Annotated in this window: 15 protein-coding genes; all 15 read left to right on the top strand. The window is 61.9% G+C overall.

The annotated features are described in order from the left end of the window. The first annotated feature begins 13 nt into the window (after positions 1–13). The 15 genes from argR (at position 14) to DWZ54_RS08945 (ending at position 17,497) form a co-directional block, all read left to right on the top strand. On the top strand, positions 14–472 hold the full coding sequence (gene argR / locus DWZ54_RS09015; RefSeq protein WP_118016137.1) for an arginine repressor: 459 nt from the start codon (positions 14–16) through the stop codon (positions 470–472). A gap of 19 nt (positions 473–491) precedes the next feature. Beyond that, positions 492–2,201, top strand: coding sequence for a DNA repair protein RecN (recN, locus tag DWZ54_RS09010; RefSeq protein WP_118475697.1), 1,710 nt, complete (start codon positions 492–494; stop codon positions 2,199–2,201). A 105-nt stretch (positions 2,202–2,306) separates the two neighbouring features. Next, positions 2,307–2,852 (top strand): NUDIX domain-containing protein, encoded by a 546-nt coding sequence (locus tag DWZ54_RS09005; RefSeq protein WP_118475695.1) that lies wholly within the window; start codon positions 2,307–2,309, stop codon positions 2,850–2,852. 72 nt (positions 2,853–2,924) lie between these two features. After that, on the top strand, positions 2,925–3,551 hold the full coding sequence (locus tag DWZ54_RS09000; RefSeq protein WP_118475693.1) for a site-2 protease family protein: 627 nt from the start codon (positions 2,925–2,927) through the stop codon (positions 3,549–3,551). A gap of 11 nt (positions 3,552–3,562) precedes the next feature. After that, positions 3,563–4,390 (top strand): ScpA family protein, encoded by an 828-nt coding sequence (locus DWZ54_RS08995; RefSeq protein ID WP_118475691.1) that lies wholly within the window; start codon positions 3,563–3,565, stop codon positions 4,388–4,390. After that, the gene (gene scpB / locus DWZ54_RS08990) at positions 4,377–5,108 is read left to right on the top strand and encodes an SMC-Scp complex subunit ScpB (RefSeq protein WP_118475689.1); all 732 of its coding nucleotides are present in this window, start codon (positions 4,377–4,379) and stop codon (positions 5,106–5,108) included. The genes DWZ54_RS08995 and scpB overlap by 14 nt, the downstream gene beginning before the upstream one ends. 72 nt (positions 5,109–5,180) lie before the next feature. After that, positions 5,181–7,670 (top strand): DUF3656 domain-containing protein, encoded by a 2,490-nt coding sequence (locus DWZ54_RS08985; RefSeq protein ID WP_118475687.1) that lies wholly within the window; start codon positions 5,181–5,183, stop codon positions 7,668–7,670. Positions 7,671–7,715: 45 nt separating this feature from the next. Beyond that, entirely contained in the window at positions 7,716–10,091 is a 2,376-nt protein-coding gene (locus tag DWZ54_RS08980; RefSeq protein WP_118475686.1) for an endonuclease MutS2, read from the top strand. Between the two features lie 81 nt (positions 10,092–10,172). Further along, the gene (locus DWZ54_RS08975) at positions 10,173–12,299 is read left to right on the top strand and encodes a transglycosylase domain-containing protein (protein WP_118475684.1); all 2,127 of its coding nucleotides are present in this window, start codon (positions 10,173–10,175) and stop codon (positions 12,297–12,299) included. Between the two features lie 59 nt (positions 12,300–12,358). Continuing rightward, positions 12,359–13,567, top strand: coding sequence for a tyrosine--tRNA ligase (tyrS, locus tag DWZ54_RS08970; RefSeq protein WP_118475682.1), 1,209 nt, complete (start codon positions 12,359–12,361; stop codon positions 13,565–13,567). A gap of 125 nt (positions 13,568–13,692) precedes the next feature. Beyond that, a complete protein-coding gene (locus DWZ54_RS08965; RefSeq protein ID WP_118475680.1) occupies positions 13,693–14,430 on the top strand; it encodes a YebC/PmpR family DNA-binding transcriptional regulator in 738 nt (245 codons plus the stop codon). A gap of 86 nt (positions 14,431–14,516) precedes the next feature. Then, complete coding sequence (ruvC, locus tag DWZ54_RS08960; protein ID WP_118016126.1) at positions 14,517–15,011, top strand: crossover junction endodeoxyribonuclease RuvC; 495 nt, start codon at positions 14,517–14,519, stop codon at positions 15,009–15,011. Beyond that, on the top strand, positions 15,008–15,604 hold the full coding sequence (gene ruvA, locus DWZ54_RS08955; protein ID WP_118475679.1) for a Holliday junction branch migration protein RuvA: 597 nt from the start codon (positions 15,008–15,010) through the stop codon (positions 15,602–15,604). The genes ruvC and ruvA overlap by 4 nt, the downstream gene beginning before the upstream one ends. A gap of 95 nt (positions 15,605–15,699) precedes the next feature. Beyond that, positions 15,700–16,677: a Holliday junction branch migration DNA helicase RuvB gene (gene ruvB / locus DWZ54_RS08950; protein WP_118016155.1), complete on the top strand. Its 978-nt coding sequence runs from the start codon at positions 15,700–15,702 to the stop codon at positions 16,675–16,677. Positions 16,678–16,843: 166 nt separating this feature from the next. Next, positions 16,844–17,497, top strand: coding sequence for an epoxyqueuosine reductase QueH (locus DWZ54_RS08945; protein WP_118475677.1), 654 nt, complete (start codon positions 16,844–16,846; stop codon positions 17,495–17,497). Positions 17,498–18,762: the final 1,265 nt, after the last annotated feature.

Here is an 18,762-nt window from a genome sequence, read left to right as displayed (position 1 = left end):
AAAGGCTGATTCGATGAAAGAGAGACGCTTGGAACTGATACGTGAGATCATCCGCCACGAGATCATAGAGACGCAGGATGAGCTGGCTGCCGAGCTGCGCAAGAAGCGCATCGCCGTCACGCAGGCTACGGTTTCGCGCGACATCAAGGAACTCATGCTCATCAAGGTGCCGACGGGCGACGGCCGCTACCGCTACGCGCTGCCGGCACAGGAGAATTACGCATTCACGAAGGAGCGCATGAAGCGCATCTTCAACGATACGATCATCGATTGCGACTACAGCGAGAACGTGCTGGTCGTCAAGACGCTGCCGGGTGGTGCGAACACCGTGGCTTCGGCGCTCGATTACTGCAAGTGGCCGGAGATCATCGGCACGGTCGCAGGCGACGACAGCATCCTCGTCGTCGTCAAGCCCAAGGAGACGGCGCCGGAGATCAAGAAACGCATCTTAGACCTCCTGGACCAGAACTGAGAGAAGGGATCCATTCAACATGCTGAAGACTTTGACGGTCTGGAATTTCGCGCTGCTCGAGCATGTGCAGGTGGAATTCGGGCCGGGACTCAATATCCTGACAGGTGAGACGGGTGCGGGCAAATCCATCCTCATCGATTCGCTCGGTGCCGTGCTCGGCCACCGGGTCTCCGCCGACAACATCCGCTCGGGCTGCGACTGGCTGCGCGTGGAGGCCGTGTTCTCGCTTGACGAAGAATCGCTTGGACTCCATGAATTTTTGACGCAGCAGGCCATTGACGATTCGGAGAACATGCTGATCGTCACGCGCCAGGTGACGCAAAATGGCCGCAGCACGGCGCTCGTCAACGGCTGCCACGTGACGCTTGCCACGCTCAAGCGCATCGGCAGCTTCCTCGTCGACATCCACGGGCAGAACGAGAACCTGGCGCTCTTAAAGGAAGAAAGCCAGCTGCACCTGCTCGACACGTACGACCCGGATCTCTCCGAGGCCCTGGCTGCCTATGAATGCGCCTACCGGGCCTGGGTGGAGCAGAAGAAATGTTACGAGGAGAAGCAGCAGGCCTCGCGCGAGTACGCGCAGCGCCTCGACATGCTGCACTGGCAGGATAAGGAGATCACGGACGCCGGCCTCAGGGAAGGCGAGGATGAGGAGCTCGAGGCCGAGATCCGCAAGCTCTCGCATGCAGAAAAGATTGTCGGATTCGTCGAAGAGTCGTATAATCTTCTTGATGGCAGCGGAGGCGGCCTCAGCGTGCTCGCCGCGCTCTCGCAGGTCAGGAAGGACCTCGGCGACATGAGCCGCTTCGACCAGTCGCTGGCAAATGCCCAGAAGATCGTCGAGGAGGCGTTCGTCTCGCTGCAGGAAGCGGCCTACGAGCTGCGCGATTACGGCGAGAACATGGAGTTCCGCCCGGAAAGGCTCGACAAGCTCCAGCAGCGCATGGATCTCATCTACCGGCTCTGCAAGAAATACGGGGCGACGGTATCCGACGTGCTCGCGCACCAGCAGAAGGTCCAGCAGGAACTCCTGGAGATCGAGAATTACGATGACGATATCGCGGCGCTCGAGAAGAAGATCGCTGCGCTTGAAGCCGAGCTTTCGCGCAAAGCCAAGCGCCTGACGGAGCTGCGCGAGGCCGCGGCCAGGGACCTCTCTGCCGCCATCCACGCCCAGCTCCTCGAGCTCGGCATGCCGCAGGCGCGCTTCTACATCGCCGTCACGCCGGCCGGTCAGTACGGCCCGCACGGCAGCGATGAGGTTGCGATGTACTTCTCGGCCAATGCCGGCGAGCAGGAAAAGCCCCTGCAGAAGGTGGCGTCCGGCGGCGAGCTCTCGCGCATCGCGCTTGCCATCAAGACGGTGGCTTCGTCGCGCGACTCGTCGGTGCCGAGCATGGTCTTTGATGAGATCGATACGGGCATCGGCGGCCGCACGGCCCAGATGGTCGCGGAGCGCATCGCGCTCGTCGCACAGTACAAGCAGGTGCTCTGCATCACGCATCTGCCGCAGATTGCCTGCATGGCCGACGAGCATCTCTACATCTCGAAGGGCATTGAGGACAATCACGCCGTCACGCAGGTGCGGCCGCTCTCCGAGCGCGAGCAGATCAGCGAGATCGCGCGCATGGCATCGGGCGCCGACATGACGACGGCGTCCATCGACAACGCGCGCGAGATGGTCCTGCACGCCAAGCTCAAGAAGGAGAGCTTCCGCCAGCAGGCCTGACGCAAGAGCGGGCTGTCATGAGAAATATGAGGCAGGATGGCTTTGGGAGCCGGTCTGCCAGACCATACTGTAATAGATAATAAGGGGTACGAGGAGGTTTTTTCGATGTATGAGGATTTGATTGAAACGAAAATCGCAAGCGAGGATGTCTTTGACGGCGTGCTGCTGCACGTGAAAAAGGATACGGTCAAGCTGCCGAACGGCCGCACGGCGACGCGGGAGTGGATCAAGCATCCGGGAGCGTCCTCGGTTATCCCGGTATTCCCCGATGGCTCGATCATCCTCGTGCGCCAGTACCGTTACCCGATTGACCAGGTCACGCTCGAGGTGCCGGCCGGCAAGCTCGATTCGCCCGACGAGGATCCGCGCTTCTGTGCGGAGCGCGAGCTTTCGGAGGAGACGGGCTACAAGGCCGACAAGATTGAAAAACTCACGACGATCGCGACGACGGTCGGGTTCTCGAATGAGCACATCCATCTCTACGTGGCCACGGGCCTGACGCCGGGCAAGCAGCACACGGACGAGGATGAATTCATCAACGTCGTCAAAGTGCCGATGAAGGAAGCCCTCGAGATGGTCAGGGACGGCCGCATCATCGATGCAAAGAGCGTCGTCTCGATCCTGATGATCAGCCAGCAGCAGAAGGCCTGAGGCCCTGGTCTGCCGGAACGATACGTGAGATCGAACGATACAATAGAACGATAAAGGATATTGGGGGAATCTATGTTTAATCTGAATCTGCTGGATATCATCGCGGGCATCCCGGGCCTCATCATTGCGATGGTCATCCATGAATACGCGCATGCGCGCACGGCCGACGCCCTCGGCGACCCGACGCCGCGCATGATGGGCCGTCTGACGCTCAATCCGGTCGCGCATATCGACCCCATCGGCCTCATCATGCTGTTCCTCGTGCGCTTCGGCTGGGCGAAGCCGGTCATCATCGACGCCCGCCACTTCAAGAATCCGCGCCGCGACGATATCCTCGTCTCGCTGGCCGGGCCCGCCGCAAACCTCGTGACGGCATTCCTGACGCTTGTCGTACTCCTTGTGTATCATCAGGTCGCGGGGCGTCCGTCCGTCGGCATGTACCAGGTCCTGCAGCTCATCATCATCTACAACATCAACTTTGCGATCTTCAACCTGATCCCGCTGCCGCCGCTCGACGGCTCGCATGTGCTCGCCCAGCTGCTGCCGGGCAGGCTCGCCTATGAGTACGTGCGCCTGGAGCGCTACAGCTTCCTCATCCTCATCGTCCTCATCATGACGCCGGTTCTCAGCATGATCTTCATCCCGCTGCAGCGGTTCATCTGGTCGGCCTTCCTGTTCATCCTGACGCCGTTCTTCTGAGCAGGTGAAGCATGAAGGATTACACGATACACCTGCCGGTCTTTGATGGCCCGCTTGAACTCCTGCTGCATCTCATCGAGAAGAACAAGATCGATATCTACGATATCCCCATCGCGCTTCTGACGCGCGAGTATCTCGATTCGCTCGAGACGATGAAGCGCATGGACATGGAGGTGACGAGCGCCTTCCTCGTGATGGCGGCGACACTGCTCCAAATCAAGTCGCGCATGATGCTGCCGAAGCCCGTGCACGAAGAGACGGGTGAGGAGGAGGACCCGCGCCTCGAGCTCGTCGAGCGGCTGCTCGAGTACAAGAAATTCAAGCAGGTCAGCGAGGTGCTCGGCGATATGGCCGTGGTGCAGGAACGCTTCGTGGGCAGGGCACCGCTGCCCTTGCCCGTGCACCGTCTGCCGCCCGAGCACCTGCCGCTTGAAGAGCTCGTCGCGGCGTTCCAATCGGTCCTCGCGGTCAAGGTGGAGCCGACGATTCCCGCGGTGCTCGTCGCACCCGAGACGTACAGCCTCGAGGAAAAGATGGGGACGATCCTCACACTGCTGGCCAAACGCCATGGCGCTGTGCGCTTTACCGAGGCATTCCGGCCCGGCGCGCGCGGCGAGCTCATCGTGACGTTCCTGGCTCTCCTCGAGCTCATGAAGAAGGGACTCGTCACGGTGCGCCAGCCGCATCTCTTCGCTGACATGGAAATTGCCCTGCGGCAGGGCGCAGAACAGGCAGATGGCCGGAATGACCGGCACAGCCGAGATGGCCATGCCGGTCAGGACGAGCAGGCGGGGCAGGATGGGCAGAATAGAGAGGAGTTTTTGCATGGAACAACGTGATATGGGCGATGCCGGGCTCCTCGAAGCCGTGCTGTTCGCGGCGGGAGACCCCCTTGGCCGCGACGCGCTGGCGCATGTCATGGACTGCCCGGCCGATGCAATTGAGCCGCTTGTCGAGAAACTCCGGCAGGAGCTTTTGGCGCGCGGCAGCGGCCTCACCGTTCACCGCGTGGCCGGCGGCTATCAGCTCGTCACGCGGCAGGAGGCCTATCCCGTCGTCGAGCGCCTGAGCCAGGTGACGGAGCGGCGCCTGTCCGCGCCGACGCTTGAGACGCTCTCGATCATCGCGTTCAAGCAGCCCATCACAAAGCCCGAGATTGAGAGGCTGCGCGGCGTGCGCATCGAGCGTGCGCTCGCCAAGCTCCTCGAGCTCGACCTCATCGAGGAGCGCGGGCGCAAGCAGGTCATCGGCCGGCCCATCCTCTACGGGACGACGGCTGCGTTTCTGCGCTGCTTCGGCCTTGAGTCGCTTTCGGACCTGCCGCAGCTGCCGACGACGGAGGATGCGGCCGAGAGCCTCGACGAGGAGCAGAAGGCAATCCTGCGTGAAAGCCTTGCAAGGCGGCAGCCGCAGGAAGCTCCCGCGGCGGGAGTCGCCGGAGACACGGAAGCAGCCCCCACAGCAGAAGCCGTACCCAGAGAGGCCGCGGAGCCCGGGGCAGCAGAGGCCAAAGACGCCGCCGCTTCCAAGACGCAGGCGGAGCAACAGAAGGATTGACGGACAGCACGTGCCCTGGCGCCGTGCTGTTTTTTCGGAATAGATACGTATTGTAATTAGGAGGAAAAGAAATTGGTGGAATTATTAGCACCGGCCGGCAGCAGAGAGGCCCTGATCGCGGCCGTGGAGAACGGCGCCAATGCCGTCTATCTGGCCGGCAACGTTTTCGGCGCCCGCGCCTATGCGGCGAATTTTGACCGCGAGGGGCTGCGCGAGGCTATCCGCTTTGCGCATCTGCGCGATGTGGCCATCCATGTCACGGTCAACACGATTGTCGACGACGAGGAACTGCCGGAGCTGCGCGACTATCTGCGCTTCCTCTACGAGGCGGGCGCCGACGCCATCCTCGTGCAGGACCTCGGCGTCGCGAAGATCGCCCATGAGACGGTGCCGAATCTGCCTCTTCATGCGAGCACGCAGATGTCGGTGCACAGTCTCGAGGGCGTGCGCACGCTCAAGGAACTCGGTTTCTCGCGCGTCGTGCTGGCCCGCGAGCTTTCGATCAAGGACATCCGCTACATCTGCGCGCATGCCGGCGTGGAGATCGAGACGTTCATGCACGGCGCGCTCTGCGTCTGCTACTCGGGCCAGTGCCTCATGAGCAGCATGATCGGCGGGCGCAGCGGCAACCGCGGCCGCTGTGCGCAGCCCTGCCGCCTGCCGTATACGCTCGTGGACGGGAAGGGGGAGGATGTGCTCGGCGAGGAGGCCGGCAAATACCTGCTCTCGCCGCGCGACCTCAGCACGATCGACGTTATTCCCGAGCTCCTCGCTGCCGGTGTGAATTCTCTTAAGATTGAGGGCCGCATGAAGCGCCCCGAGTACGTCGCGACCGTCGTGCGCACGTACCGCGAGGCCATCGATTCGTATTACAGCGGCAAGGGGTACGAGGTGACGGCAGAGGAGCGCGACGACCTCGCGCAGATCTTCAACCGCGATTTCACGACGGCGTATCTGCTCGGACGCCCGGGCAGGACGATGATGAGCGACCGCCGGCCCAACAACCGCGGCCTGCTCATCGGCCGCGTGCTCGATTACGACTGGGACAAGCGGCTCGTCACGGTGAAGCTCAGCGGCAGGCTGGGCCTCGGCGACCAAGTGGATTTCTGGGTCAAGGTCGGCGGTCGCGTGACGGCGACGATCAAGGAGCTTTTGACGCCAGCAGGCAAGGCGCTTGCGCGCGGCGAAGCGGGCGATACCGTCGTCTTCGCGATTCCGTCGGCCGTGCGCCATCATGACCGCGTGTTCAAGGTCTACGATGCCGCGCTCATGGAGAAGGCCAAGCACAGCTTTGACACGGGTGCGCCCGTGCGCCGCATCCCTGTCGCCGTTACGGTGCATGCCGCCATCGGCGAGCCGCTCATCATCACGCTGCGCGACGCGGACGGCGTGACGGGCACGGGCAAGACGGACTTCATCGGCGAAGCCGCGCGCAAGCGCCCGCTCTCGGAGGAAACCGTCCGCAAGCAGGCCGCGCGCCTCGGCACCTCGGTCTTTGCGATGGAGTCTCTTGACTGCGACATCGAGGGTGCGGTCATGGTGCCCGTCAGCGAGATCAACGAGGCACGCCGCCGCGCCGTTGAGGAGCTCGAGAACAAGCGCCTCGCCATTCATATGGAGAAGGCTCGCCAGGTGCCGGCGTGGCACATCGCGCCGGAGAAGCCGCGCGACGTGCTCAAAGAGAGCGCTTCGCTCATGGTCGCCTGCGATACGCTCGAGCAGGTCAAAGCGGCGCTCGCGGGCGGTGCTGACGGCATCCTGTTCGGCGGCGACTCGTACCGCCATCACGTCATCACGGCCGAGGAATACCAGGCGGCCTGGCAGCTTGCCAAAGATGCGGGCGCGCGCATCGACTTCAATATGCCGCGCATCGTGCGCGAGGCCCATCAGAAGGGCGTCGAGCGTCTCATGGCAGCTTGGCGGGATTTCCCGCCCGCGGCCGTCCACGTCCATAACATCGGCACGCTTGGCCTCGTGCGCCGCCTGACGACGCTGCCCATCCATGCCGATTACTCGCTGATTTCGTACAACCGCCAGACGCTGGCCTTTCTCAAAGAATACGGCGTGGCTGAGGCGACGCTCTCGCCTGAGCTCAACCGCGGGCAGATCCTGGAGATCGCGAAGGACTCGCCGCTGCCGCTCACGTGCATCGTGCACGGGCGCCTCGAGCTCATGATCTCGGAGTACTGCGTCATGGGCAGCTTCCTCGGCGGCATCGACAAGGGCCCGTGCAGCCAGCCCTGCACGAAGCGCCGCTTTGCGCTGCGTGACCGCAAGGACACGGATTTCCCGCTCGTGACCGACCAGTTCTGCCACATGCACGTGCTCAACAGCAAGGTGCTCTCGATGCTGCCGCATGCGATGAAATTCATCCCGGGCGGTGTGCGTACGCTCCGCATCGAGGCCAAAGCCCTGGCACCGGACGAGATCCGCCGCCTCGTGGCAGCCTACCGCCGCGCCATGAACCTGCCATCTGAGCTCGACGAGGCACAGGAGGCATGGGTGCGCGAGCAGGAGGGCCCGGATATCACGCGCGGCCACTACTTCCGCGGCGTCCTTTAAGCATTCACGCCGTTTAGAACCGTCAAATGAGGTAAAGAACGAACAATGGAACAAGAAACCTATAAGATCATGGAATACAGCCGGGTGCGCGAGATGCTCGCCGCCTGCACGTCCTCGCTCATCGGCAGGGAACGCGCGCAGACGATGCTGCCGACCAGCGACTTTGACGAAGCCGTCGAATGGATGCAGGAGACGACGGAGGCCGTGACGGTCCTTGAGACGGCCGCACCTCCGTTCGGCGGCATCTTCGATATCCGCCCCCTGCTCAGGAAGGTGAAGATGGGCGCCGTGCTCGACCTCGACGACATCGTGAGCATCATGAGCACACTCTACGCGATGCGGAGTGTCAAGCGCTTCTTCCGCGACAGCGAGGTCGAGGCCCCGACGCTCAAGGAGTGGGCGCGGAGCATCGAGATTCTTGGCCAGCTCGAGCGGCTGCTCGAGAACACCGTCGACGAGCACGGCGCCATGCGCGAGGACGCGAGCGTCGAGCTTCGGCGCATCCGCCGCGAGCTCAAGAGCGCGCAGAGCAAGATCAAGGAGCGCATCGGCAGCATCCTGCACACGGCGGAATACCAGAAATTCTTCCAGGATGCCATCGTCACCGTGCGCGACGAGCGCTACGTCATCCCCGTCAAGCAGGAGTACCGCTCGCGCTTCCCGGGCATCGTGCACGACCAGTCTTCAACGGGCGCGACGCTCTTCATCGAGCCGATGGCCATCGTCGAGCTCAACAATGACGTCAAGCAGCTGACGCTCGCCGAGCAGCAGGAAATCCAGCGCATCCTGCGCCATCTCTCGGCCGAGGTCAACAAGAACGGCGAGACGCTGACGGAAAACTGCCGCATTTTAGGCGATATCGACTTCGCGTTCGCGAAGGCCCGTCTCGCGCAGCAGATGGACGCGCAGCGCCCGGAGCTCAACCGCGAGGGCCGCACGGACCTTCGGCAGGCACGCCATCCGTTCATCCCGAAGGAAAAGGTCGTGCCGATTGACCTGCGCATCGGCGAGGGCTACCGCATGCTCTTGATCACCGGCCCGAACACGGGCGGCAAGACCGTCAGCATGAAGACGTTCGGCCTCATGGTGCTCCTCGCGCAGTCGGGCTGCTACCTGCCGACGGCACCCGACCCCGTCATTTCCGTCTATCCGAATATCTACGCCGATATCGGCGACGAGCAGAGCATCGAGCAGAATCTCTCGACGTTCTCGGCGCACATGACGCATATCGTGCGCATCCTCGAGAAGGTCGAGTCCGACGACCTCGTGCTGCTCGATGAGCTCGGCGCCGGCACGGACCCCGAGGAGGGCGCGGCGCTCGCCATGGCCATCCTTGAGAAGCTGCTGCAGCTGCGCGTGACGACCGTCGCGACGACGCATTACTCCGAGCTCAAGACGTTTGCCTATTCGCGCGACGGCATCGAGAACGCCTGCGTGGAGTTCGACGTGAAGACGCTGCGCCCGACGTACCGGCTGCTCATCGGCATGCCCGGCGCGAGCAACGCCTTTGCCATCAGCCGCCGTCTCGGGCTCTCGGAGGCCCTCATCATAAGGGCCCAGCAGCTCGTCAAGGCCGACCACGCGCAGTTCGAGCACGTCATCAACGAACTCGAGAACGAGAAGATGATGTACGAGCAGCGCAACGCCGACATCCTCGAGCGCCAGCAGCGCGTGACGCAGCTCGAGCAGAAGGTCGCCGGCATGAAGGAGGAGCTCGCGAAGCGCAAGGGCGACATGATCCGCAAGGCCCGCGAGCAGAGCGCCGCCATGGTGCGCCGCACGCGCCGCGAGTCTGAGGCCATCATCAAGGAACTCAAGGAGCAGTTCGACGACCAGGGCATCAAGCGCCGCCAGCAGGCCATCCAGGATGCCCGCGCGAAGCTCAACGAGGCCTTCGAGAAGGCGCGTCCGGGCATCATGACGCAGAAGGGCGTCGGCGAGGCCGTGAATCTCAAGACCATCCGCCCGGGCGACAGCGTCTACGTCAAGAAGCTCGACCAGAAGGGGACGGTGCTCGCCGTCGACGGCAGGGAACTCCTCGTACAGATTGGCAGCCTGCACACGAAGGTCAAGGCCTTGGCCTGCCGCTTTCTGAGCCATGCGCCGGAAAACAAGCCTGCGGCCGCATCCTCCTCGAAGAACCGCCAGACGCGTTCCTTCATGCAGAAGGTGCAGGGCATCAGCCGCGAAATCGACATCCGCGGCCTCATGGTCGATGAGGCCGAGATGGTCGTCGGCAAATTCCTCGACGATGCCGAGATGGCCGGTCTCTCGCAGGTCCTCGTCATCCACGGCAAGGGCACGGGCGCACTGCGCAAGGGCATCCACGCGTATCTCAGGCATCATCCGAGCGTCGTGAGTTTCCAGTTTGCCGATATCAATGAGGGCGGCACGGGCGCGACGGTCGTCAACCTCAAATGAGGCGCAGAAACAGGAAAACCATATGCTTTTCCGCGAATGTGTGGTAAAATGAAAGGCGTATATGTTTGAAGGAGGCGCCAAATGGAAACTCGAAACCCGAAAAACCATCACAGACGAGCCCCGAAGACTGGCGGCCGTTCGACCGCACATAAGACCCTTATGGGCATCGGCATCGTCCTGGTGGTCATGCTGATCGGCGTTGGCTGCGGCTTCTTGACCGCGAGCATGAATACCAAATCGGATCTGGCGGATGATATCCTGCCGCCGGCCTCGTCTCAGGTTTACGATATTGACGGCAATGAGATCGCGACGATCCACGCGGAGGAAGACCGCATGCCGGTCAAGCTCAGCCAGGTCCCGCAGAATCTGCAGGACGCATTCGTCGCCGTGGAGGATAACCGCTTCTACGACCACATCGGCGTGGACCCGCGCGGCATCGCGCGTGCCATCTGGGCGAATCTGCGCGGCCGCACTGTCTCAGAAGGCGGCTCGACCATCACGCAGCAGCTCGCCAAGAATGCGTATCTGACGCAGGACCGCACGCTCAAGCGCAAAATCCAGGAGCTCTTCCTGGCCCTGCGGCTCGAGCGCCAGTACACGAAGCAGGAGATCCTCGAGCTCTACCTGAACCAGATCTACTTCGGCCAGGGCGCCTACGGCGTGCAGGCCGCGGCGCGCACGTACTTCGGCAAGGACGTCGAGGACCTCACGCTCAACGAATGCGCGATGCTCGCCGGCATCCCAAAGAGTCCGAATTACTATTCGCCGCTCAACAACCTGCAGGCCGCTCAGGACCGCAAGGCGACGGTGCTCGACCAGATGGCCAAGTACGGCTACATCGACACGGCAACGGCGGAGAAGACGAAGAAGGAAAAGCTCGACCTCGTGCAGCCGAGCCAGAAGAAGGATGACCACGAGGCTTCGTACTTCATCGATTACGTGACGCAGAAGCTCATCGACAAGTACGGCGCGGACAAGGTCTACAAAGAAGGCCTCAAGGTCTACACGACCATCGATATGGACATGCAACGCGCGGCCGAAAGCGCCATGAAGAAGCTGCCGAACGGCAAGAAAGACGGCAACGGCGTCCAGCAGCCGCAGGGCGCGCTCGTCGCGATCGACCCGCACACGGGCTACGTCAAGGCGATGGTCGGCGGCCGCGGCACGGACCAGTTCAACCGCGCCACGATGGCCGAGCGCCAGCCGGGTTCCTCGTTCAAGCCGTTCGTCTTTGCGGCGGCACTCGAGAACAAGTTCACGCCGTCCACGGTCATCAACGACAGCCCGATAAAGATCGGCGACTGGGAACCGCAGAACTACGAGCGCACCTTCAGCGGCGCCGTGACGCTGCGCCAGGTCGCGACGCACTCGATGAACGTGCCGACGGTCAAAATCGCCCAGAAGCTCGGCATCGAGAAGGTTCTCTACTACGCGCAGGAGATGGGCATCACGACGCTCGTCACCGACGGCCCGCAGAACGACAAGAATCTCGCGGCCTCGCTCGGCGGCCTGACGAAGGGCGTGACGCCGCTGGAGCTCACGAGCGCCTACGGCACGTTTGCGAACAAGGGCGTTCACGTTGACCCCGTCGTCATCGTCCGGGTGCTCGACCGCAACGGCAAGGTCATCGATGAAGCGAACCCCGAGCAGCACAATGTCATCAGCGAGGACAGTGCGGCTGAGCTCACGAGCATGCTCGAAGACGTCATCAAGTCCGGCACGGGCCGCGGCGCAAACATCGGCCGTCCGGCCGCCGGCAAGACGGGTACGACGAGCGACTACCACGATGCGTGGTTCGTCGGCTACACGCCGGACCTCGTCACGGGTGTCTGGATCGGCAACGACGACAACACCTCGATGGGCACGATGACCGGCGGCATGCTGCCCGCCAGCATCTGGAAATCCTTCATGACGGATGCGCTCAAGGGCACGCCCGCGAAGGACTTCGACGGCTCCTCGTCTTCCAAGAGCGATTCCATCGGTTCGCTCGAGGATGACAAGAGCACGGCCGTGACGAAGAAGGAATCGTCCGCGGCGAAATCGGAGACCAAGGCACCCGAGAAGGGCAAGGATAACGGCAAGAAGCTGAATGACAATGCCCAGCAGCCGGCGGCTCCACCGTCGCAGGGTCCGGCAGCAGGCGGCAATGCAGCTCCGGCAGCGGCGGCGCCGGAACCCGGCAGCAGCGTCTCGAAGGGCAAGAACTAACATCATGAATGTCGGCAGCGGGCAGGCCGTCCACTGCTTTGTATAAAGGAGAGAGATTGTTGGCAAATGTATTTGACACCCTGAAAGAAAGAGGCTTTATTGCCCAGTGCACGAATGAAGCGGAACTGCGCGAGCTTTTTGACAAGGAACGCGTGACGTTTTACATCGGCTTTGACCCGACGGCGGACAGCCTGCATGCAGGCCATTTCATCGCGCTGATGGCCATGGCGCACATGCAGCGCGCCGGCCACCGCCCAATCTGCCTCGTCGGCGGCGGCACGGGTACGGTTGGCGATCCCTCGGGCCGCACGGACATGCGCAAGATGCTGACGGACGAGGACATCGAGCACAACTGCGAATGCTTCAAGAAGCAGATCGCGCGCTTCATCGATTTTTCCGATGACAAGGCCATCATGGTCAACAACGGCGACTGGCTCAGGAAGCTCAACTACATCGATCTGCTGCGCGATGTCGGCGCCTGCTTCACGGTCAACCGCATGCTCGCGGCCGAATGCTACAAGCAGCGCTGGGAGAAGGGCCTGACCTTCCTCGAGTTCAACTACATGGTCATGCAGGCCTACGACTTCCTCGAGCTCAACCGCCGCTACGGCTGCAAGCTCGAGATGGGCGGCGACGACCAGTGGTCGAACATCATCGCCGGCGTTGAGCTCAACCGCCGCAAGAACAATGTGGCGGTCTACGGCCTGACGAACAAGCTTCTGACGAAGAGCGACGGCAAGAAGATGGGCAAGACGGCAGGCGGCGCGCTCTGGCTCGATGCTGAGAAGACTTCGCCGTACGAGTTCTACCAGTACTGGCGCAACGTCGACGACGCTGACGTCGAGAAATGCCTGTCTCTCCTGACGTTCCTGCCGATGGAGGAGGTACACCGCCTCGGCAGCCTCAAGGATGCGGCCATCAACGAGGCCAAGCGCGTGCTCGCCTACGAGGTCACGAAGATCGTTCACGGCGAGGAAGAGGCCGAGAAGGCGCAGAAGGCAGCCGAGGCCCTGTTCGGCGGTGCGGGCAGCACGGACGACATGCCGAAGATTGCGGCTGAAGCCGGCAGGAAACTCCTCGATGTCCTCACGGCCGGCAAGGTCTTCGCCTCGAAGAGCGAGGGCCGCCGCCTGATCCAGCAGAACGGCCTCTCCCTCAACGACGAGAAGGTCAGGGACGTTGACTACGTCCTCCAGGACAGCGATTTCCAGGATGGTTCGGCCATCGTCAAGAAGGGCAAGAAGAAGTACTTCAAGCTCGTGAAATAACAGACAGGAACAGCAAATCGCCCGCTGCCCGCCGTTTCATATTGTGGGAAGCGGGGATTTGTGGTAAAATGAGTAAGTTATCACAGGATAACGTGCAATTTTGATTGAAGGAGCGGTGTTCTTTTATGTCAGGACATTCTAAATGGGCAAATATCAAGCGCAAAAAAGGGGCAAACGACGCCATACGCGGCAAGATCACGACGAAAATCGGCCGTGAGATCACGATTGCCGTCCGCATGGGCGGTGCCGACCCGACGGGCAACATGCGCCTGAAGCTGGCCCTTTCCAAAGCGAAATCCAACAACATCCCGAAGGACAACATCAAGCGTGCCATCGAGAAAGGCCTCGGCAACACCGAGAGCGGCAGCTATGAGGAGATCATGTACGAGGGCTACGGCCCGGGCGGCACGGCCGTCATGCTCGACATCCTCACGGATAACCGCAACCGCACGGCTGCCGATGTCCGCCACCTCTTCTCGAAGTTCGGCGGCAACCTCGGTCAGGATGGCTGCGTGGCCTGGATGTTCAAGAAGAAGGCCGTTTTCATCGTCGAGAAGGAAGCGTTTGACGACGAGGATGCCCTCATGGAGATCGTGCTTGATGCCGGTGCCGAGGACATGAAGTCGGAAGACGAGGTCTTCGAGATCACGGGCGAGCCGGATTCCTTCGACGCCATCGAGCAGGCGCTCGGCGAGAAGGGCATTGAGACGGCTTCGGCAGAAGTCACGATGGTACCGGATACGATGGTCCATCTGACTGGCAAGGACGCCGAGAAGATGCAGAACCTCATCGATGCACTCGAGGAGAACGACGACGTCCAGAACGTTTACAGCAATTACGAGTCCGACGACGAGGAGGAATAAGTCTCCCGGCCGGACGATGCGCAAGCCCCTACGATTCGACATTCGATTTGTAGGGGCTTGCTTTCATGAAAAGGAGACTACCCCTTATGCTAGCATTAGGCATTGACCCCGGCACGGCCATCTGCGGCTTCGGCTTCGTGGAATCGGTCGGCAGCCGCCTGATCCCGCGGGCCTACGGCTCGATTTTCACCTCGCCCGAGATGAAGATGGAAGACCGGCTCATGAAGATCTACGACGAGCTCGACGCGCTCATCAAGAAGTACAAGCCCGATGTCATGGGCGTCGAGAAGCTCTTCTTCAACCGCAACGTTACGACGGCCATCCCGGTCGGCCAGGCCAGGGGCATCGTGCTGCTGACGGCGGCCAAGAATGGCCTCCGGCTCGTCGAGCGCACGCCGATGCAGATCAAGCAGGATGTCACGGGCTACGGCAAGGCCGACAAGCAGCAGGTCATCTACATGGTCACGAAGATCCTGAACCTGCCGAAGCCGCCGAAGCCAGACGATACGGCCGACGCTTTGGCCATCGCCATCTGCACGACACATTGCCTCAATAGCATGACCTGGAGGAATCAATTATGATCGGCTATCTGCGCGGAACCATCATCTATCTTTATACGGATTACTGCCTGCTCGATGTGCAGGGCGTGGGCTACCGCGTCTTCATCGCGAATTCGACGCGCCAGAAGCTGCGGCTGCACGAGGAGGCCCGGCTCTTCACGTACACGAGCGTGCGCGAGGATGCCATCGTGCTCTACGGCTTTGCGGCGCAGGAGGAATACGATCTCTTTCTGCAGCTGATCGGCGTCTCGGGCATCGGCCCGAAGGTCGCGCTCGGCATCCTCTCGGCCATCACGGTCGAGGGTCTCTGCCGGGCCATCCAGAACAAGCAGACGAGTGTGCTGACGAAGCTGCCGGGCATCGGCAAGAAGTCGGCCGAGCGGCTGATCCTTGAGCTCAAGGACAAAGTGGCCTTTGCGGGCGGCGAAGAGGAAGAGCTGACGCTGACGACGGATGTCCCTGCGGGCGATGATGCCGTGGCCGAGGCGACGGAAGCGCTCAAGGCTCTCGGCTACACGCAGGCGGAGCTTGCGCCCGTCATCCGCAAGACGGCGAAGTACAAGACGACCGAGGCCATCATCAAGGCCTCGCTCAAGGCATTGAGCCATATGTGATAAAAACTTCATGATGAAACGCAATACAAGGATTAACAGAAGGAGGTGCTGGCTTGGACGGTTTTGATTCCTACGACGAGGACCGCATCGTCGCGATGGATGAGCAGCGGGCGGATGACTGGCAGTACAGCCTGCGTCCGCGCAAGCTCATCGAATACATCGGCCAGGAGAAGGTCAAGGCCAATCTCTCGATTTTCATTCAGGCGGCCTTGTCGCGCGGCGAGGCGCTTGACCACGTGCTCTTGTACGGCCCGCCGGGGCTTGGCAAGACGACGCTCGCGGGCATCATCGCCAACGAGCTCGGCGTCAATTTCCGCCAGACTTCGGGCCCGGCGATTGAGCGCAGTGGCGATCTCGCGGCGCTGCTCACGAATCTGCAGGAGCACGACGTGCTCTTTATCGACGAGATTCATCGCCTTTCGCACAGCGTCGAGGAAGTGCTCTATTCGGCCATGGAGGATTTCGCGCTCGACATCATCATCGGCAAGGGGCCGAGTGCGCGCTCGATACGGCTCGATATCGCGCCGTTCACGCTCATCGGCGCGACGACGAAGGCCGGTGCCCTCGCAGCGCCCCTGCGCGACCGCTTCGGCGTCATCTCGCGCCTCGAGTACTACACGCCGGAGTCCCTCGTGCACATCATCAAGCGTGCGGCCGAGATTCTCGAGATCCCGATTGAAGACGAGGGGGCGCTGGAGATTGCGCGCCGCAGCCGCGGAACGCCGCGCGTGGCCAACCGGCTTTTAAAACGCGTGCGCGACGTGGCCCAGATTGAGGGTGCGGGCGTCATCACGAATGAGATTGCCGACAAGGCGCTGCGCATGCTCGAGGTCGACAAGGCCGGCCTCGACCACACGGACCGCCGCATGCTCATGACGATGATCCAGAAGTTCGCGGGCGGCCCCGTCGGCCTCGATACGCTCGCGGCCGCCATCAGCGAGGCGCGGGATACCATTGAGGATGTCTATGAGCCCTATCTCATCCAGCTTGGCTTCCTCAACCGCACACCGCGCGGCCGCGTCGTGACGAGGGCCGGCTATGAGCATCTCGGCATCCCGTATCCCGAGAAGTAAGCAAACAATCCACGAAAGGCGAAGCTCGTGCCTGCCAGTGCCAGGTTTCCGCGCGCATCTCGAAAGATGAACAACCGGTCCGTGAATGATAAAGCGCATGGCCTGTCCGCAGCGGGGCTACGAGTTTCCCATGAAATAAGCAAGCAACTAGAAAGAGGTGAGCCACTTGCGTTTGTTACTCCATATGTGCTGCGGCCCGTGCTCCTGCTATCCCGTCAAGACCTTGCGGGAAGAGGGCATTGAGCCTGTCGGCTATTTCTTCAATCCGAACATCCATCCCTACAAAGAGTGGGACATGCGCCTGAAGACGGCTAAAGAATTTGCCGAGAAGGTCGGGATGGAATTTCATGCCGATGAGCATTACCGGCTGCGCGATTTCCTCAAGAAGGCGCTGCCGGCCGAGGCCTTGCCGAACGGCCGCTGCACGATGTGCTATACCTGGCGGCTCGAGGAGACGGCCCGCTATGCGGCCGAGCACGGCTTCGACGCCTTTACGTCGACGCTCTTCTACAGCATCTACCAGCAGCATGATCTCATGCGCCGCACGGCCGAGCGTTTCGCAGCGCAATACGGCGTGGCCTTCTATTATGAAGATTTTCGTCCGGGCTGGCAGGAGGGCATCGACATCAGCCACGAGCTTGAGCTCTACCGCCAGCCGTACTGCGGCTGCATTTTCAGCGAGGAGGAGCGTTATTCGCGCGAGATCCGCAAGCAGCGCAAGAAGGAGAACAAGGCCAAGAAGCGCGCCCGCCTCGAGCGCGAGGCACATGAGGCAAAAGAGGCCGCTGCGGGATGCATTCTGGCTTCAGCACGCGGCTGAATGTGAAAGACGGGGACGAGGGCGCAACGCTGCGCGAAATCGGCTGGTGGATGAGATCGGCGTCCCCTTTGGGGAAGCTGTCGCCGCAGGCGACTGAAGGGGTGAGTACGAGCAGTGACGCACAGGCTCAATGTAAATGAGCATAGAGAGCATGCACCTGTAAAAGGCGCTGCGGGATGTATTCCGGCTTCAGCGCACAGCTAAATGTGGAAGGCGGGGGCGAGAGCGCAACGCTCCGCGAAGCCGGCTGGCTAAAGGGATTTTTCCTTTGGAATGAAGCCTGACGAACGTGCGAAACGCGCGCTGCTTGAACGACGTCCGTTCGCCAGGAAGCTGGCAAGGAAAAAATCCCTTCTTAACGCCAGGCGCCAACGCTCCGCTTATGCACCCTCGTCCCCTACATGTATTGCCGCGGGCAATCGCTGTGCGCCTCCAGGCGGAATACATCCCTCCGCTCGGGCTCTTGCCCTTCGACAGAACAACCAGCGCAGCAATTCGCGCAGCCGTCCCCGCGCACGGGGAAGGGGGACCGCGAAGCGGTGGAAGAGGTCCATGGACGGACGGAGAAGAAGAATCTCCGACAGCAAGTCCTCACAAGCGTCGTAGCCCCACGCACGGGCGCGAAGCAAAGCTTCCCCCTTCGGGGGGAAGTGGCCCGCAGGGTCGATAGGGGAACTGCTGGCAGTTGCATTTCTGCTTGATGAAAGGAGGAATGCAAGGGCGCTGCGGGATGTATTCCGGCTTCAGCGCGCAGCTAAATGTGGAAGGCGGGGACGAGAGCGCAACGCTGCGCGAAGTCGGCTGGCTAAAGGGATTTTTTCCTTTGGAATGAAGCCTGACGAACGTGCGAAACGCGCGCTGCTTGAACGACGTCCGTTCGCCAGGAAGCTGGCAAGGAAAAAATCCCTTCTTAACGCCAGGCGCCAACGCTCCGCTTATGCACCCTCGTCCCCTACATGTATTGCCGCGGGCAATCGCTGTGCGCCTCCAGGCGGAATACATCCCTCCGCTCGGGCTCTTGCCCTTCGACAGAACAACCAGCGCAGCAATTCGCGCAGCCGTCCCCGCGCACGGGGAAGGGGGACCGCGAAGCGGTGGAAGAGGTCCATGGACGGACGGAGAAGAAGAATCTCCGACAGCAAGTCCTCACAAGCGTCGTAGCCCCACGCACGGGCGCGAAGCAAAGCTTCCCCCTTCGGGGGGAAGTGGCCCGCAGGGTCGATAGGGGAACTGCTGGCAGTTGCATTTCTGCTTGATGAAAGGAG

The organism is Mitsuokella sp. AF33-22 (assembly GCF_003475755.1).
In the GTDB taxonomy this organism is placed as follows: Bacteria; Bacillota; Negativicutes; order Selenomonadales; family Selenomonadaceae; genus Mitsuokella.
This window is presented reverse-complemented; position numbering and strand designations above follow the sequence as displayed.

Excerpts from the sequence above, each read along its gene's own strand:
- DWZ54_RS08975 (WP_118475684.1), top strand. The coding sequence starts at position 10,173 with ATGGAAACTCGAAACCCGAAAAACCATCACAGACGAGCCCCGAAGACT.
- recN (WP_118475697.1), top strand. The coding sequence starts at position 492 with ATGCTGAAGACTTTGACGGTCTGGAATTTCGCGCTGCTCGAGCATGTG.
- ruvB (WP_118016155.1), top strand. The coding sequence starts at position 15,700 with ATGGATGAGCAGCGGGCGGATGACTGGCAGTACAGCCTGCGTCCGCGC.
- argR (WP_118016137.1), top strand. The coding sequence starts at position 14 with ATGAAAGAGAGACGCTTGGAACTGATACGTGAGATCATCCGCCACGAG.
- scpB (WP_118475689.1), top strand. The coding sequence starts at position 4,377 with ATGGAACAACGTGATATGGGCGATGCCGGGCTCCTCGAAGCCGTGCTG.
- DWZ54_RS09000 (WP_118475693.1), top strand. The coding sequence starts at position 2,925 with ATGTTTAATCTGAATCTGCTGGATATCATCGCGGGCATCCCGGGCCTC.
- DWZ54_RS08965 (WP_118475680.1), top strand. The coding sequence starts at position 13,693 with ATGTCAGGACATTCTAAATGGGCAAATATCAAGCGCAAAAAAGGGGCA.
- ruvC (WP_118016126.1), top strand. The coding sequence starts at position 14,517 with ATGCTAGCATTAGGCATTGACCCCGGCACGGCCATCTGCGGCTTCGGC.
- DWZ54_RS09005 (WP_118475695.1), top strand. The coding sequence starts at position 2,307 with ATGTATGAGGATTTGATTGAAACGAAAATCGCAAGCGAGGATGTCTTT.
- DWZ54_RS08995 (WP_118475691.1), top strand. The coding sequence starts at position 3,563 with ATGAAGGATTACACGATACACCTGCCGGTCTTTGATGGCCCGCTTGAA.
- ruvA (WP_118475679.1), top strand. The coding sequence starts at position 15,008 with ATGATCGGCTATCTGCGCGGAACCATCATCTATCTTTATACGGATTAC.
- DWZ54_RS08980 (WP_118475686.1), top strand. The coding sequence starts at position 7,716 with ATGGAACAAGAAACCTATAAGATCATGGAATACAGCCGGGTGCGCGAG.